Annotated in this window: 15 protein-coding genes and 1 pseudogene; 7 read left to right on the forward strand and 9 right to left on the reverse strand. The window is 63.2% G+C overall.

What is annotated here, in order from left to right; all coding sequences use genetic code 11:
• The first annotated feature begins 245 nt into the window (after positions 1 to 245).
• A complete protein-coding gene (locus tag CMN27_RS03295; protein WP_293623984.1) occupies positions 246 to 1,028 on the forward strand; it encodes a hypothetical protein in 783 nt (260 codons plus the stop codon).
• A 777-nt stretch (positions 1,029 to 1,805) separates the two neighbouring features.
• Here CMN27_RS03295 and CMN27_RS03300 read toward each other — a convergent pair.
• The 6 genes from CMN27_RS03300 to CMN27_RS03325 all read right to left on the reverse strand — a co-directional run bounded on the left by CMN27_RS03300 (position 1,806) and on the right by CMN27_RS03325 (position 6,551).
• Positions 1,806 to 2,378 carry a hypothetical protein gene (locus CMN27_RS03300; RefSeq protein ID WP_293623985.1) on the reverse strand — a complete coding sequence of 191 codons (573 nt, stop codon included), beginning with the start codon at positions 2,376 to 2,378 and terminating at the stop codon, positions 1,806 to 1,808.
• Positions 2,379 to 2,489: 111 nt separating this feature from the next.
• The gene (gene nfi, locus CMN27_RS03305; protein WP_293623986.1) at positions 2,490 to 3,200 is read right to left on the reverse strand and encodes a deoxyribonuclease V; all 711 of its coding nucleotides are present in this window, start codon (positions 3,198 to 3,200) and stop codon (positions 2,490 to 2,492) included.
• The gene (gene mntR / locus CMN27_RS03310; protein ID WP_293623987.1) at positions 3,193 to 3,687 is read right to left on the reverse strand and encodes a manganese-binding transcriptional regulator MntR; all 495 of its coding nucleotides are present in this window, start codon (positions 3,685 to 3,687) and stop codon (positions 3,193 to 3,195) included. The genes nfi and mntR overlap by 8 nt, the downstream gene beginning before the upstream one ends.
• Before the next feature lie 19 nt (positions 3,688 to 3,706).
• The gene (gene aroE, locus CMN27_RS03315) at positions 3,707 to 4,549 is read right to left on the reverse strand and encodes a shikimate dehydrogenase (RefSeq protein WP_293623988.1); all 843 of its coding nucleotides are present in this window, start codon (positions 4,547 to 4,549) and stop codon (positions 3,707 to 3,709) included.
• The gene (waaF, locus tag CMN27_RS03320; protein WP_293623989.1) at positions 4,546 to 5,652 is read right to left on the reverse strand and encodes a lipopolysaccharide heptosyltransferase II; all 1,107 of its coding nucleotides are present in this window, start codon (positions 5,650 to 5,652) and stop codon (positions 4,546 to 4,548) included. Before waaF ends, aroE begins: the two co-directional genes overlap by 4 nt.
• Entirely contained in the window at positions 5,649 to 6,551 is a 903-nt protein-coding gene (locus tag CMN27_RS03325) for a hypothetical protein (RefSeq protein ID WP_293623990.1), read from the reverse strand. The genes waaF and CMN27_RS03325 overlap by 4 nt, the downstream gene beginning before the upstream one ends.
• Before the next feature lie 245 nt (positions 6,552 to 6,796).
• On the opposite strand from CMN27_RS03325, the gene CMN27_RS03330 reads away from it, so the two are divergent.
• From CMN27_RS03330 to CMN27_RS03340, 3 genes are read left to right on the forward strand one after another with little or no spacing between them, the layout of a single operon-like run.
• Positions 6,797 to 8,038 carry a glycosyltransferase gene (locus CMN27_RS03330; protein WP_293623991.1) on the forward strand — a complete coding sequence of 414 codons (1,242 nt, stop codon included), beginning with the start codon at positions 6,797 to 6,799 and terminating at the stop codon, positions 8,036 to 8,038.
• Complete coding sequence (locus CMN27_RS03335) at positions 8,035 to 9,267, forward strand: glycosyltransferase (protein WP_293623992.1); 1,233 nt, start codon at positions 8,035 to 8,037, stop codon at positions 9,265 to 9,267. The genes CMN27_RS03330 and CMN27_RS03335 overlap by 4 nt, the downstream gene beginning before the upstream one ends.
• On the forward strand, positions 9,267 to 10,418 hold the full coding sequence (locus CMN27_RS03340; protein WP_293623993.1) for a glycosyltransferase family 4 protein: 1,152 nt from the start codon (positions 9,267 to 9,269) through the stop codon (positions 10,416 to 10,418). Before CMN27_RS03335 ends, CMN27_RS03340 begins: the two co-directional genes overlap by 1 nt.
• A gap of 19 nt (positions 10,419 to 10,437) precedes the next feature.
• Here the strand turns inward: CMN27_RS03340 and CMN27_RS03345 are convergent, their stop codons facing one another.
• From CMN27_RS03345 to hemB, 3 genes are read right to left on the reverse strand one after another with little or no spacing between them, the layout of a single operon-like run.
• Entirely contained in the window at positions 10,438 to 11,187 is a 750-nt protein-coding gene (locus CMN27_RS03345; RefSeq protein ID WP_293623994.1) for a class I SAM-dependent methyltransferase, read from the reverse strand.
• Entirely contained in the window at positions 11,177 to 11,866 is a 690-nt protein-coding gene (locus CMN27_RS03350) for a lipopolysaccharide kinase InaA family protein (protein WP_293623995.1), read from the reverse strand. The genes CMN27_RS03345 and CMN27_RS03350 overlap by 11 nt, the downstream gene beginning before the upstream one ends.
• Positions 11,867 to 11,920: 54 nt before the next feature.
• Positions 11,921 to 12,922, reverse strand: coding sequence for a porphobilinogen synthase (gene hemB, locus CMN27_RS03355; RefSeq protein WP_293623996.1), 1,002 nt, complete (start codon positions 12,920 to 12,922; stop codon positions 11,921 to 11,923).
• Positions 12,923 to 13,039: 117 nt separating this feature from the next.
• Between hemB and arsS the strand changes: the two genes are divergently transcribed.
• The 3 genes and pseudogenes from arsS to CMN27_RS03370 all read left to right on the forward strand — a co-directional run.
• Positions 13,040 to 13,987, forward strand: coding sequence for an arsenosugar biosynthesis radical SAM (seleno)protein ArsS (gene arsS / locus CMN27_RS03360; protein WP_293623999.1), 948 nt, complete (start codon positions 13,040 to 13,042; stop codon positions 13,985 to 13,987).
• Between the two features lie 498 nt (positions 13,988 to 14,485).
• Positions 14,486 to 15,049 (forward strand): sigma-70 family RNA polymerase sigma factor, encoded by a 564-nt coding sequence (locus tag CMN27_RS03365; RefSeq protein ID WP_293623997.1) that lies wholly within the window; start codon positions 14,486 to 14,488, stop codon positions 15,047 to 15,049.
• A pseudogene (locus CMN27_RS03370) lies at positions 15,049 to 15,388 on the forward strand (RNA polymerase subunit sigma-70); the annotation flags it as partial. The gene CMN27_RS03365 and the pseudogene CMN27_RS03370, both read left to right, overlap by 1 nt.

The following is a 15,388-nucleotide window of genomic DNA, read 5'->3' on the forward strand; positions in this document are numbered from 1 at the left end:
CGCCGATCAAGCGCGCGCAAAGCCCAGCCCCGCAAGGGGTTCGGCCTCACAGACGCCGCGACTGCGTTGCCGAGCTTGACCTGCCAATGAGGCAGGCGCTTCGCTCGGACGCCTTGCCGCACCGTCTGTGAGGGCTAGAACTCGAACCGCGAGAGGTTATGCAGAGCTTCCCAAGATTAAGTCAAGGTTCATGGCGTGGCCCTAGGGTAGAGCCACCTTTTCATCCGTTATGGAAACGAAACGCCATGATGAAGAAAACCGCTATCGCACTGGGTCTGACCATGGTTTCGAGTCTGGGCATCGCCGCCCAGAACGGGGCCGGGGTCAACGCTCAGGTCAACGCCAACGCCTCGAAGTCCGGGGCCGGCATTAATGCCGAAGCCGCGATCAATACCCAGTTTGATGCCCTCGATACCAATGGCGACGGCGTGCTCAGCCGCGCCGAGGCCGACGCTAACCCGCGCGTATCGAAGCTCTACGACTCCATGAACACGGCCGACACGATCGAAGATCGCGACAAGCAGAGCATGTCCGACGGCATCTCCCGCGAGCAGTTCCAGGCCGGCATGCAGGCGGCATCTTCGGGTTCCGGCAGCTTTGGGCCGGCGGTTTCCGGCGGCGAAACCTACACGATCATGCGAGATGGTACGCGCCAGCTCAAGCAGGGCGCTTCGGATTCCGCCGCGCGGGTTCGCGATGGCGCCGGGCGCGCGGCATCGTCCGCTGCCGGCGCGGCACGCGGCATGGCTGATCAGGCCGGCGCCGAAGCGCGTAGCCAGCAACAGCGCATGCAGGAGCGCTCGCAGTCGATGCACAACCGTGCGCAGGACGGCATGACCGAAAGCCGTAACGAAATGCAGCGCCAGCGCGACCGCGCTCAGCAGAATGCCCGCGATATGCAGCAACGCGCGCCTGGCCAGGTTCAGGGCCAGGGTAACGTGCAGGGCCAGGCCGGTTACGGGCCGGAAGGCGCCCATGCCCAGGGCAAGGTTGAAAGCAATGGCTCGATCCAGCGTTTGGGTCATTAAGTGCCCTGAACATCACCCATACGCTGCCTGAAAACGCTGAGGCGTTTCAGGGCCCGCGCAAGGGGCCGCCCTCGTACCTTCGGGTACGGGGGCTTTTTTATGCGGCGGGTCATTCGCTGCGCCGCAGGCGCGCCTCACGGGTGTGTGTGTCGTAAACAGCGCGCGCATCGCGCCTGAGGACCCCGAAAAGGCCTGCGCGGTTTTGCATGCGACGGGTGGCGCAGCCGGCGCCCTATTATTTTCGACGGGCGACCGTTCAGGAAGGCTCGGTGTGCGGACTGATTCCGGCGTCGGTTTGTCGGCCTTGTTTTAGCGCACTGCCCGTCCGGCACGTGGCGATACGATTCGAAATTGACGGACGCTCTGTAGCCACGCTGCTTACCTGGAATCGAGCAGGTGGTTTTCATGGGAAACGCATTCGCGCGAACGGCGACCCAACGCGTCCGAAGGCGGAACAGACAGCGCAGGATGAGCAACGAACAGAGGCGCGCGTTGCTTTTGGGCGGCGTTGAAAACTAGGCTCCAGTCAGCTGTTCTGGTACTGAATTGATAAGGCGGATGCGCTGGCACGACGTCGCGCGGCTGACCGAGCGCTGGCGTTTCTGCCACGACGCGCGTGGTGGCCTGAAAGGCCGCTGCGTTTTGCGCTGCCCGATGTGCAGCAAGAATGGCGGTCTTGAACAGCGACGCGCCGGGCGTGCATGCGCCTGCCCACACTGCGGGCAAAAAAAGCCCGGCTCGAGGCCGGGCTTGAGACGGGCGGATTGACCGGCTGGTTTAGCCGTTGCCGCCGGCCGCTGCTGCAGCGGGCATCTGCTGACGCAGTTTGCCGCGCAGCTCGTCCATATCGTCGAGCAGCTCGCTGGTCTGGCTGTTCTGATCCTTCATCGCGGCCAGCGTGTCCTCCTGAAGCTTTTCACCGGCCGAACGGATTTCCGGCTTCTGCAGCGCGGCATCGCGGGCCTGGACCATCTGCTGGCGTTCGGCCTGGAAGTCCTTCATCACGGCCTTGCGTTCATCGTCGCTCAGATCGCCGGACTGCAGCTTCTGGGCCATTTCCTGAACGCGTTCCTGGCCCTTGTCGACATCGTAGCCCTGGTCTTCGACCGCGTCGCGAACCTTTTCTTCGAAGTCTTCCTGCTGCTGCGCGAGCTCGGGATGCGACTGAATCGTCTCTTCGTGAATCTGCTGCAACTTCGACGCCTTCTGGCGGTACTGCTGCATGAGCTCCTGGGCCTGCTGCTGATCCGCCGTGGCGCCGTTGCTCTGCGCCGTCGCCAGACCGGGCACGGTGCCGAAGGTCAGCGCGGCCAGTGCCAGCGCCGTAATGGTGGTTGCGCGTTTGATCATAGGGTTAATCCGTTGTGCGAATGTCGTTGAACTGTCTGTGACCGCGGCTAAGCCTATCAGTGCCGTAGAAAGCCCTCAAAATCTTGAAATCGGCCCGTAGGGCGTTCCGATTTATCGATTCGAGGCGAGCTTGTCGGCCACTCGCGTGGTTTCCGGCAATCGATACCGCGTGAGTGCGCTCATCGTGAACGAAAGCGCACTCTCCAGGCCAATACGATGCCCGGGCGAGATGAAGATCGGCTTAACGCCGACCCGCGACCGCAGTACCGCGCCAATCGTTTCGTCTCGATCGTTGAGTTCGGCCCAGGCCCCGCGCTCGTCGGGCGGCTCGGCGTGGGTGCCGGTGAGACGTTTCTTGGCCACGCCTATCGTGGGCAGGCCCGTCACCAGGCCAAGATGCGTGGCAACGCCCAGCCGGCGCGGGTGGGCAATGCCGTGACCGTCGACCAGTATCAGGTCGGGCAGGGTGGTCAGACGTTCGAGTGCGGCCAACGCCCCCGGAATCTCGCGAAACGACAGCAGGCCCGGGATATAGGGCATGCGGGTCGGAACCCGTGCCAGTTGGGTATCGACCACTTCGAGCGTGTGTGCATCGAGTACCACAGCGGCCGCGCGCGTGGTCTGACCGCCGTCTTCGAAGCCGATATCCACCCCGCCGAGCCAGCGTACCGGCGGCAGGTCGTCGGTCGTATTTACGTGCGTGGCGAGCGCTTTCTGTACCGTGCGGCAGGCGCGTGCCTCGTGTGGCCAGTCGTGCTCGATAACGCGATGGCCATAGGGCCCGGCCTCGACAACGCGAACTTCAGAGCGGCTTTCAGGCATGGTTCCCCGATTCGTTACGCTCCACAAAGGCGCGCATGATATCGATTGTCTCGGTGCTGACGTGGTGTTCCACGCCTTCGGCGTCCTTGCGGGCGGTGGCCTCGGATACGCCCAGCGCACGCAGAAAACGCAGTACCACGATATGCCGGTCGCGCGATTCGGCCGCGACCTGCTTGCCGTAGTCGGTGAGAAAGATCGAGCGATACGGTTCGCTGGTCACCAGGCCGGATTCGGTCATCCGACGGATCATCTTGCCCACGGTGGCCTGGGTCACGCCCATGCGCTGGGCGAGCTCGACCGCACGCGCTTCGCCCTTGGCGTCGATCAGATCGGCGATAAGCTCGACATAGTCTTCGACCAGTTCGGTCTCGTGCGCCTTGCGCACATGGCTGTACTGGCGCGCGTGGTCCTCCGGGTGAAGCAGCTCGCCCGAGGTATCGCCACGCAGGACGTGATCGAGATTTTGCAGCGGTTCGTGTGCGCTCATGACCGCGCAATTATAACGGTTATGAGGGGTGCCGGTCGCCGCCAGGCCGTAGTGCTGCGATGACGTCTGCGGTTTGCGGATGTACGCCGCGCCATAACGCAAATGATTCGGCTGCCTGTTCGACCAGCATGCCGAAGCCGTCGCAGCGGCGCTCGATGCCGTGCTCTGCCACCCAGCGCAGAAACGGCGTGGGCTGGTCGGCATAGATCATGTCGTAGGCGCCGCGTGCATCGTCGAGAACGGCGGGGGATACATCCGGGGTTTCGCCTGTGAGCCCCGCCGAAATGGCGTTGACGACGATATCCCAGCCGCCGGTTGCGCGGCTCAGGGCACCGCCGCCTATATCGCCCAGGTCGGTAAAATCGGCCGCCATGGCTTCAGCCTTTGCCGCGGTTCGGTTGGCCACATGGATCGCGGCCGCCCCGTGTTCGAACAGTACCGGAATCACGCCACGCACCGCGCCGCCCGCGCCCAGAATGAGAATTCGACTCCCGGCAATCGGAATCTGCAGCTGGCGCTCCAGGTCACGCGCGAGGCCGATGCCGTCGGTGTTATCGCCCAACAACGTACCGTCGTCCTCGCGTGCAAGGGTGTTCACCGCGCCAGCGCGTCGGGCGCGGTCGGTCAGCCGATCGGCATAAGCCGCGGCTTCGCCCTTGAAAGGCAGCGTGACGTTCAGACCGGCACCGCCTTCGGCAAAGAACGCGGCCACGGTGGCAGCGAACGCATCGGGCGCGGCCGGCAGCCGCTCGTAGACGAGCGTCTGCCCGGTCTGGCGCGCGAACGCGGCATGAATATCGGGTGATCGGCTGTGGTCGACCGGGTGGCCGATCACGGCATAGCGATCCGGTGATGCGGTCATGATAGAACTTCGTCTTCGAGTGACGAGGTGTGTGGCGCGCTCCCGCTGGCGTAATGCAGGGAAGCGATATCGCGGGCCGACGGGTCAAGACAGGCGCGCAGTACATCGGCGACGGGGATATCGCGCATGCAGGCATTGTGCCCAAGCGGGCACTGTCGCTCGCGACAGGGCGCACAGGCCATGCCAAGCCAGAAACGGGCCTCGGCATCCGACAGCGGCGGCGCGTAGTCGGGGTGGGTCGAGCCGTAGATCGCCAGCACCCGGGGGGCGGCCGCCGCCGCCAGATGCATCACGCCGGTATCGTTGCCCACGAAGGCATCGGTCAGCGAGGCGATATCGGCAATATCCACCAAGGAGGTCCGTTCGCACAGGTTCACGCCGTGATTCGGCGCGGCAGCGGCAAGATCGGCAGCAAGCTGGCGATCGGCTGCACTGCCGAAAATCCAGCAGGCGATCCCGCGCCGGTCGAGCTCTGCCGCCAGCCGGGCGAAATGCGTGGCCGGCCACTGTTTGGCGCCGCCATAGGCCGCCCCGGGGGCAAAGCCGATGGCGGGACGGTTCGTCTCGAGTCCGAGCGTGTCGACCAGTTCCGCGCGGCGGGCGCTGTCGATACGCATTTTCGGGTGCGTGAGCTCGGGCAGCGCATCGCCTTCGCGGGCCAGGCCCAGCAAAGCGTAATGCTCGACCTTGCGCGGGTAGCGGTTTTTATCCAGCGAGCGCACGTCGTTGATCAGCCCGTAGCGCATCTCGCCGAGATAGCCGGTGCGCTGCGGTATACCGGCAAGCCAGGGCACCACCGCGGCCTTGATGCTGCGCTGGAGCACGATGGCCTGATCGTAGCCGCGTTCGGCAAGCGCGCGGGCCGTTTGTCGGCGTTTGCCGAGCGCGACCTCGCGATGGCCGATCTCCATGCGTACGGCGCTATCCACCTCGGGCATGCGGGCCAGCAGGCTTGCGGTGATCGACGGGGCGAGCACGTCGATGACTGCGTTGGGCATACGGTCGCGCACAAGCATGAACAGGCTCTGCGCCATGACCATGTCGCCGATCCAGCTCGGGCCGACGACGAGCACTCGATGTTGGCTTGGGTCGGTCTCGGTCACGGCGTTTCGTGAACGCGGGTGGAGGCTGCGCGCAGATAACTGCGGCGACAGCTCACCAGCGTGTAGTAGCCGGCAAATACGGGAAATATCCAGATCCAGGAGCTCATCGTCTTGCTGTGTTCGTGACGATAGACAGCCGGCGCGTAAACCGCGATCCAGTACGCGACCACGACGAACAACAGGCAGTAGGCGCGCGCGAGCATGTCGCGCCGACCGTGCTGTAACAGCACCGCCGCACCCGCGCTGGCGACGCCGGCCACCGAACAGAAGAAGCCGAGTTTGCGAAAGCTTTCGAACTCGTTGTCGTCCCGCAGATGCAGGAACGAATTACCGATCGCGATTGCAGCGATCGCGAGCACGGCGAGCGCCATGAATCGGGCACGGCCCTCGGCGAGGATATGTGTTTTCAGCGCCGCCGCTGCGGCTGCCGCGAATAACAGCCATCCGGCCAGCTCGAAAGGCTCTTCCAGAGCGCCAAAACGATCGACCCAGGGGGCAAGCACGCTTTCGGAAAGTGGTTTTCCGAACATGTTCTCGAACTGAATATGGGTGGTATGGTCCCCGAGTTGGCCGATGGCGGGCAAGAAAATGCCCAGCGCGATTAGCCCAATGGCAGCTAGAGAGCGCTCTAGGATTAGCTCGATGCTTATCCAGATCAGCAGAATCAGCAGGAACTGCGGCCGAATATCGTCGCGCATCAGATTGCTTTCGCTGATCAGGCCGATTGTAAAGAATAGGATGAACAGCGAAGCTACGCGAACCTGGCGCCCATCTCTATTTATGTAACCCTGGTAGGCAATCAGTAGCCCGACAAGATTAGCCACGAGCGACACCACTTCGCTGAGCATCAATTCGCCCGAGCCGCCGATGAACGGTGCGATCGTGGCCCGCTCATCCATGCAGAACCCGGGGTTCCAGCCTAGGCGACAGCCAGTTGCGAGCGCGAAAGTCGCTGCCGCGAGAGCAGCGATTGTTATAATCCATCCTGTTCTAGTCATTTGCTGGCTCGCATTCGTGCGTTCGTAGTCGAAAGAAAAGGCTAGGCGCGCGACCGCGCGCAGGCGGGCGGGCAGACTGTAGCCGTGAACTCATAAGACCTTCGGCGTACACGTCTGGCCTGCGAGAATCTACCAGAGATCAGTTTATGGGGCGCAACAAGGGCCGTCAGGGGCTGCGCTTGACGCATTATGTGAGCTTGAGCGGATTTGGCGGCGTGGAACAGCAGTTCGTCACCTTTGCCGCGCGGGCGGCGCGTCGCCATGCGGCCGAGCAGTCAGTGGTGGTCTGCAGCACCAAGGTGCATGCCCATCATCGCGAGTTGCTGCCCAATTTCGAGGATTGGCGTTACGAGAAGAAGTTGTTCGGCTTCAAGCTCGGACAGCATCCTGCCGCCTTGCGTCGCACCCGCTATCGCTGGCTCGGGCGTCGTTTCAAGCCGGACGTTGCCTTGCTCTGGAACCGGCTCGATCAGCAGGCGCGGGTCATCGATGCCCTGGGGGTACGCCGCTGCCTTTACTGGGAGCATGGCTCGGCCTGGCTGCACGGCGATGATCAAGCCCGGGCGAACGTGCTGGCGCGTTTGCCGGCGATCATCTGCAACTCGCATGCGGCCAAACGCATGCTTCAGTTGCGCTGGGGCTATGAGGGCGCGGTGCGTGTTTGCCCCAACGGAATGCGCAATCGTCATACGGTCAAGGAGTTCAAGCAGCTGCCCCGAGATCGCGCCCTGCATATCGGCGTCGCCGGGCGGCTGGTGCCGGTCAAGGCGACCTGTCTGGCCCTGCATACGCTCGCGGCGCTCCACCGGCGCGGTATCAAGGCCTCCATGTCGATCGCCGGTGATGGGCCGCTGCGGGCCGAACTCGAACAGTTGGCACGATCCCTGAACATCGCCACCCATGTACGTTTTCTGGGCGTGGTGAAGGACATGGCGCTGTTTTTTTCTGAAATCGACCTGTTGCTGCACCCGGCGCTGCGGGAGCCGTTCGGGGTGGTGGTGGCAGAAGCCGGCGCCATGGGCTGCCCGGTGGTCTGCACCGCGATCGATGGTCTGCCCGAGGTGGTTGCCCATGACCAGACCGGCCTGTGCGTGACGCCGACGGCTGACTTGGCGCGCTATCGCGAACTTGGGGGCAGCAGCGACGGCTTGCCCGCGGCGGTTTATATGCCGGTTCACGACACGATCGATACGCCCAGAGTATGCGAGCCGCAGGAGCTGGCGGCTGCGATCGAGTCAGTGACCGTTGATGCAGAGCGTTTTTCTGCGATGAGCCATGCGGCCATGGTGCGGGTGAAACAACGCTTTGATTTCGATAGCCACGTTGATGACGTAATGGATGCAGTGAAGGAGTATCACGCGACCGGGACGCTCGAGCCGCGTCAATGAGTCTCGAGCGGCTGTTGCATTACGTCAGCCTGGACGGGGCGGGCGGGGTCGAACAACAGTTTGTCGACTTCGTACGCGCCGCCAGCGATCTGAGCCCGGCCCGGCAAGCTGTGGTTGCCTGTGGTCAAGGGATTCATCCGCTGGTTGCCGCGCGTCTTGATCGCGATGTCCCGGTCGTATTCGAAAAATACGCGCGCGGCTTGAAGCTGCCCAAGTGGCCGCGGGCGTTACGCCGCCAGCGACAGCGTCATATCGTCGAACGCAACCGACCGGACGTGGTGCTGATCTGGAATCGACTGCGCGACAGTCTGGATACGCTCGCCGCCGCCGGCGCCGAGCGCTGTATCTACTGGGAACGAGGTGCGAGTTGGTTTGCCGGTGAAAGCCGGGCCAAACGCGAGTTTCTGGCGTCGGTACCGGCAATCATCTGTAATTCCCATGCCGCCCGCCGCATGCTCGAGCTGCGCTGGGAATACGCAGGCCAGGTGCGGGTGATTCACAACGCGCTCCGGCCGTCGCTGTTGCCGGCGGCGCCGCCCGAGCCGCGCCAGCGCCCCGCCGGGAATTCGCTCACCTTCGGCGTCGTCGCCCGTCTGGAATCGATCAAGGGCGTGGCAGTGGCCCTGCACGCGCTTGCCCGTCTTCGCAGTCATGGGTATAAGGCCACGCTGCGTATTGCCGGGGATGGGCCCGAGCGCGCGGGTTTGCGCAGACTTGCGCAACGTCTGAACATTACCGATCAGGTGGTTTTCGAGGGGCTGGTTGCCGATATGGCCGCGTTCTATTCGCGTATTGATCTACTGGTGCATCCCGCCCTGCGTGAACCGTTCGGTCAGATCGCGGTCGAAGCCGGCGCTTACGGCGTGCCGGCCGTGGTGAGCGCGGTCGATGGCCTGGTCGAGGTCATTGAACACGAACGCACCGGCCTGTGTATCGAGCCGACGCTCGACGCGGCGGACTATCGGGCGCTGGGTGGCGGCGACGCCGATCTGCCCCCGTATGTCTATGATCCAGCGCGCGATACGATCGCCGCACCGCGCGCACTTGATCCAGAAACGCTATGCCGGGCCATTATGCAGATCTGCAACGATGACACGCGCTATGCGCGCATGAGCGAAGCGGGCCTGCGCGCGGCACGTGAACGCTTCGTGTTCGACAACCACGTGCGCGATGCCTTGGCCTCGATCGAGTCGTTCATAGACTCCGGCCGTCTGAGCCCGTCGTGTTGATGGATACGCGCGTAAAACGCATCGCGATCGTCTTTCGTGGCATTGGCGATATCGGCGGCACGAACAACACGATTACCGATCATGCCCGCTATTTTCAGCGTCTCGGCCATCAGGTCGATCTGATCGGGGGCAAGGTGCACAAGGGCGGGGTGACGCCCGATATGGGGCGTGCCGTGCGTATTCAGCGCCTGCCGGTGCTCAGCCGCTACAAGTGGCGCTGGTTCGCCGCCCGGGCGCAGCGGCATATCGACCGGCAGGGCTACGATTTCGTGGCCGGGCACGGACACCATTACCGCCAGCATGTGCTGTCCATGCACAACTGCCTGCATCTGGCACACGAGATGCTGCACGGGGGGGCGCTTGATGCGCGTGGAACCCTCGCTGAGATCCACGATCGTATTTTCGCAGAAGACGGTTTTCGTCTGTGCATCTGCAATTCGAAACTCATGCGCGAGGATCTGTCGCGCCGCTACGGCGTTGCCCGTGAGCGACTGCCGGTAATCTATCCTGGTTATCGCCCCGAGCAGTTCAACCGCGATGATCGCGAACGCTATCGTGCATGCGTGCGCGAAGAACTCGGCTGCGACGAAAATACGACGCTGATCGGCCTGATCACCTCCGGGGATTATCAAAAGCGCGGCCTGGATATTCTTTTGCATAGCTATGCGGCCCTGGAAGAAAGCCAGAAGCGATCAAGCCTGCTGCTGGTGCTGGGCAAGCAGGCCAGCGCTTCGTTCTTCATTGCCGAAGCGCGCGCGCTGGGTATCGCCGATCGAATGCGGTTCGTGCCGCATACGCTCAGCCCGCAGCGCTACTTCCATGCTCTGGATATATGTGCCCATCCCGCGCGTATCGAGGAATTCGGCCAGGTGGTTCAGGAGGCCTTTGCCTGTGGTGTGCCCGTGGTCACCAGCAAACGCGTCGGCGCGACCGAGCTTCTGCCGAAGAATCTGTACGACGCGCTACCCGAGGCCCCCACCGCGGCCAATATCAGCGCCCAGCTCGACCGCCTGATACGAAACGAAGACGAACGTCAGGCCATTGCGGCACAGATGATCGAGCAGGTGCGCTGTAACACGGCAGAAACAAATTTTCGGGCCACGCTCGACGTCTATCGTCAGGCCGGTCTGGATATTCCGGTCGACCGTTAGCTTCCCGAGCGCGCCGGCGCTACTTTGCGCGCCAGCGCTGCAGGCGGCTGCGCAACAACGATTTGCGCTCGCGGCGAATGGCCTGTGCCCGGCCTGGCCCTGGCAAATCGCCGATCTTGTGGGCCCAGGCCCATGACTCGTCCTGGACCTTGAGATCCCCGTAGGCAGGGTGTTGGGCCACCAGCAGGTTGAATACGGCAGCGATATTGGCTTCGGCGATCTGGTCTGCAGAGAGTTCACGGTTGGTCACGCCGTCGCTTCGCGTCTTGCCGCGCTCGATCGCGTCGGCATAACGCCAGCCGTAGTCGTCGAACAGGATCCAGCCGCCCGGGCGCAGCAGCTTGTCAGCCAGGAAGAACGCCAGACCGTCGATGGTCCAGTTCTTGGCGCCATCGATAAAGATGAAGTCGTAGCATGGTTCGCAGATTCCGTCTTTCGTCTGTGCCTCGATCTGCTTTTTCAGAAACCAGTTGTAGGAATTGACCTCGCGCACGATCTGAACGCGCGAGGCCAGGCCGAGCCGCTCGAGCGTGTGCTCGATCGTGGTTTCGAATTCGGCGCTGCTTTCCAGGTCCACGCTGGTCAGCGTGCCGGCGCCAATCTCATCGAGGGCGGCAGCAATGTAGCCACTGCTCGCGCCATGGGCGAAGCCCAGTTCCAGGCAGTCGCCCGGTTTTTCGGTGAGCAGGAAATCGTAGAGAATTCGTGCCGAATGCCGGGAGATATGCGGCACCTTGTCGAGCAGGTTGGCGGCCTGTTTAAACTTCATCGATAAGTATCCGGGCCTTGGGCCAGCGTGCGAGTTCGCGTCGCAGGCAGTCGTTGAAATAGTGCCACTCGCTTGAGTGGATGGCGTCGCGCGCCGTGCGCCTGAGCATGCGCTGCATATGGCAAAAACCTGCGCGCAGCGCAGCCGGGCGCTGGGCACAACGGATGTCGTTGTCGATCCAGACCAGCGATTGTTGCCCAATCCAGCCGATGTTGTCGAAGTGGCCGTCCTTGTGGATCAGCCCGTGTCCATGCAGACGGGCCATATCCGAGGCCAGGCGGTCCAACAACCGGCGGCGAGCCGTATCGTCGTCGCTTTCACGTATGAATACCAGCGATGAGTGATAGTCGGGCACCTCGGCCATGAACAGCACGCACTCGTAGGCGGCAAACGGCGACAGCGATACGCCCCAGCCGTGTACCGATGGTGTAGTCAGGCCAGCGGCCTGCAGGCGATGCGCGCTGAGATATTCACGGCGCGCCTGGGCGTTGACGTACTTGCGCAGGCTGTCACGCGGCTGACTGCGCGGGTAGGCCAGCTTCGCCAGAATGGGCTGCGCGGCGTCCAGCCGGAACAGGGCCGAATGCGGGCCCTGCTTGAAGGGCTGCCAGGCGTGTGCCGGGGGTATTCGCAGCGCGGGGTCGCCATGCAGGCGCCATAAGCCGGTCGCGGGTCCCATGGCGGTAGTTGTCCAATGCGTGACTGTTTGCTGGCGCGGCACCGATCGCGTCACTCAGTCCGCCAGCCAGCGCGCCGCATCCTTGGCGAAGTAGGTCAATATGCCGTCGCAGCCGGCCCGCTTGAAGCTGCCCAGGCATTCGAGTACGGCAGAGCGCTCGTCGAGCCAGCCGTTGTCGATGGCGGCCTTGAGCATGGCGTACTCGCCGGACACCTGATAGGCGAAGGTCGGCACACCAAAGGTCTGCTTCACCCGATGAATGATGTCGAGATAAGGCAGGCCGGGCTTGACCATGACCATGTCCGCGCCTTCCTTGAGGTCGAGCGCCACCTCGCGCAGCGCTTCGTCGGTATTGGCGGGGTCGACTTGGTAGGTGCGCTTGTCGGCCTTGCCGAGGTTGGCCGCCGAGCCCACCGCCTCGCGAAACGGGTTGTAGAGGCTGGAGGCGAACTTGGCGGCATAGGACATGACGAGCGTGTTTACATGGCCCTTGTCTTCCAGCGCGTTGCGCATCGCCTGGATACGCCCGTCCATCATGTCCGAGGGGGAGACGATATCTGCGCCGGCATCGGCATGGGCCAGCGTCTGGCGTACCAGAATATCGATGGTTTCGTCGTTGAGCACGTAACCGTTGTCGTCGATCACGCCGTCCTGGCCGTGGCTGGTATAGGGGTCGAGCGCGACGTCGGTCATCACCCCGAGTTGCGGGAATTCGCGCTTGATGGCACGAATTGCCTGCGGTACCGGCCCATCGGGGTTGGCTGCTTCCTGGGCGTCCGGTGTTTTCTTGTCGGCGTCGATGACCGGGAATAGCACCACGGCAGGAATGCCAAGGGCGACCACGTCGGTCATCTCGCGTAGCAGGCCTTCCAGCGTGTGTCGTTGCACGCCGGGCATGGCGGTCACGTTGACCGGTTCGCCTTCGGTCACGAACACCGGGTAGATCAGATCGTCTACTGACAGCCGTGTCTCGCGTGACAGGCGGCGGGCGAAGTCGGTGGCACGTCCGCGACGCAGGCGTGTTGCAGGATAATGGCCGGGAAAGGTTTCAGGCATGACACTACGCAGGCAGTTCAATTCGTGTGACCGATATGCGTATGCGGGGCCGCGCTTTCAACTCCTGCTAAGATCGCGTGCAACATAATCAAGCGCGAGGCAAAGACCATGCGCCCGATGGCAAACAACGAGATTACGACCGATTTTCCGCGGATAAGGCGGGCGCACCTGCACACGCTTCAGATGAATCTGGGCTACCTGTGCAACCTGGCCTGTACCCATTGCCATGTCGAGGCCGGGCCCAAGCGTACCGAGCTCATGGACCGGGCGACGATGGATACGGCGCTGGAATTCATCGCCGCCCAGAATATCCAGACCCTGGACGTCACCGGCGGATCGCCTGAAATGCATCCACGCTTTCGGGCGTTCATGGCCGAGGCCAAGGCGCTGGGCGTGCACCTGATGGATCGCTGCAACCCGACCATCATTGAAGAGCCCGGTTACGAGTGGGTGCCTGCCTTCCTCGCCGATCACGAGGTCGAAGTGATCGCCTCGCTGCCCTGCTATACGGCCGACAACGTCGATGCCCAGCGCGGCAAGGGTGTGTTCGACGACAGCATCGCCGCGCTGCAAAAGCTCAATGCGCTGGGCTATGGCCACCCGGACAGCGATCTGACACTCAATCTGGTTTATAACCCCGGGTCGCCGTCGTTGCCGCCGCCGCAGGCTACGCTCGAGCAGGATTACAAGCGCTTTCTGGCCGACCAGTTCGGCATCGTCTTCGATCATCTGTTCACGCTGGCGAACATGCCGATCAAGCGCTATGCGCATATGCTCCTGCGTGAAAAGCGCATGGGTGAATACATGCATTTGTTACGCACCGCGCATCGGCCCGAGAACGTCGCCAACGTGATGTGTCGCGGATTGATCAGCGTGGACTGGCAGGGCTATGTCTACGACTGCGATTTCAACCAGATGCTCGACATGCCGCTGGCAGGGGGCGGAGCAACTCACCTGCGTGATCTCATCGACAGCGACTTTTCACAGCGTGCGATCGCGGTCGGCGACCACTGCTATGGCTGTACTGCCGGGCAGGGCAGCAGCTGCGGCGGCGCACTCAACTGAGCGCATGCCCTCGTTCGGATTGCGCGGCGTTGAGCCGTGCCCACTTTCCCGCCAGACTAGGCGGATCGACTAATAGTGAGTCATGCATGACTAGGGAAGCTCTGCATAACCTCTCGCGGATCGCGTTCGCCATGAAAAGACTTTCAAGGTCAAATGCGTTGCGACAAGGCGTCCGAGCGAAGCGCCTGCCTCATTGGCAGGTCAAGCTCGGCAACGCAGTCGCGGCGTCTGTGAGGCCGAACTCCTTCGGGGCCGGGGCTTTGCGCGCGCTTGATCGGCGTCAGTTTTCGCTACCGTGCCACTTGTTATTGGTTTGGGCACGCTACGCTCTCAATGTCTGTCAATCACGCGCAAAGCACCCGGCGCGACCGCGACAGGTTATGCAGAGCTTGCCTTGCGCAAGCGCTTACGCTGTTCGTTTCGACGCGCCCCATGTTGTCATCGACAGGTTGCGCGTTGTGTCCATGGGCATGCCGGGCCCGGCCGGGTTGTATGCCCATGGCTGAGCGCGAGCAGCTGGCCGAATGGCTCTCGGCGACCGCCCGCGGCGACGAGCAGGCGTTCCAGCGGCTTTATGCCGCCACGTCATCGCAGCTGTATGCGTTGTTGCTGCGTATTCTGCGCAATCCCGAGCGCGCCCAGGATGCACTCCAGGATGCCTATGTACGGGTATGGCAAAAGGCCGATACCTACGCGCCGGAGCGCGGTGCGCCCCTGACCTGGCTGTTGTCGATCGCCCGTTATCGTGCGCTGGACGTGCTGCGGCGCAAACGCCCGGAAGTGGCGATGCCCGAAGAACCGGACATGGTGGCAACGCTGCTCGAAGACGAACAGTCGCTCTCACCGCTGGAAGAAAACGAAAACCAGCAGTCGCTCGATGCGATCCAGGTCTGTTTGAAAAGCCTGCAGCCCGAGCAGCGCGATAGCGTGCTGCTGGCCTATTATGAAGGTCTGACGCATCAGGAGCTCTCCGAGCGTCTGGATGCGCCGCTGGGCACGGTCAAAAGCTGGATACGTCGCGGGTTGATGCGGCTGCGCGAATGTCTGGCGGAGCGCGCGTAATGGGCGAGTCCGAACAGGAACAGCGCATTCTTCGTGCGGCCGAGTACGTGCTCGGTACGCTCGAGCCGCGTGAACGCAGCCGGTACGAAAGCCAGCTGATGCACGACGCCGAGGCAAGACGCGAGCTGGCCTATTGGGAAACACGGCTCGGTGCGCTCGGTCTGGCCCTGCGTGCCGCCGAGCCGCCCGCGGTGGTCTGGGACCGCGTGACCCACGAACTCGGGCTGGAGCGCGCCACCCCGGTCGCGCCAAGCAGTCAAAAACGTGGCGCGCCCAACCGGGCGGCCGCAAACGACAGTGGGCCCGGCATCTGGCAAGGCGTGGCCCTGGTCGCCTCCG

Source organism: Salinisphaera sp., assembly GCF_002729955.1.
Taxonomy (GTDB): Bacteria; Pseudomonadota; Gammaproteobacteria; order Nevskiales; family Salinisphaeraceae; genus Salinisphaera.